Source organism: Cysteiniphilum marinum (genome assembly GCF_014857925.1).
Taxonomy (GTDB): domain Bacteria; phylum Pseudomonadota; class Gammaproteobacteria; order Francisellales; family Francisellaceae; genus Caedibacter; species Caedibacter marinus.
In genome coordinates, this window is record NZ_JACYVZ010000113.1 from 1 (window position 1) to 771 (window position 771).

The window sequence follows — 771 nt, forward strand, 5'->3', positions numbered from 1 at the left end:
AAAGGAGATGAGATGATTAAATCTACAGCTCACCGGTTTAATTCTAATCAAGTGTATAATATTAACTTGGTTGGAGCAGATAGATGATAGATTGGATCGTTAATTTAGGGCGTATTGACCCTGTAAAGGAGATTATTCAAATCTACCATCGAACCATCATCGTGATGCAAAGACATCGTATAGGAGAATGGTTAAACCGGATGAAATTTTCTGCTCTTCATAGAAATAAGAGGAATCAGATCATGAGATACATAGGCGTAGATTTGCACACAAACAGCTTAACAGCATGTTACTTTGATGGAGATGACTACCAGTTTAAAACCTTTGAGACAAATAAAGCTGGTTTATCTGAGTTTAGATTAACACTGAAGAAGCAAGATAAGCTAGCAGTTGAATCTACTGGCAATAGCAATTACTTTTATCAGCATATTATCAAATGTGTCGATGAGATAATTGTTGTTAATCCTTCACAGTTTAATGTGATTAGGAACTCTGTTAAAAAAACGGATAAAAATGATGCTAGAGCATTAGCATTTTATCTGAGTAAAGAGATGTTGCCAGAATCACGTGTTAAATCTGAGGCACATATTCAAGTAGCAAGAATATCCCACTCAAGAGAGCAGCTAGTTAAGACGAGAACTAGTCTAATTAACAAGCTACATGGTATTTTCAATAGTCTAGGTTATAAGCTAAAGAAAGAGACTCTTACCACCCAAAAGGGTCTTAATGGCTTGTTGCAATATGATTTAGACGAACTCACCAAGCTTGAAG

At 35.5% G+C, this 771-nt stretch carries 1 protein-coding gene; it reads left to right on the forward strand.

Going from position 1 to position 771, the window contains the following annotated elements:
* Positions 1-242: 242 nt before the first annotated feature.
* Positions 243-771 (forward strand): IS110 family transposase (locus tag IE867_RS14545; protein ID WP_192485416.1); only part of this gene is annotated, 529 nt, incomplete at its 3' end.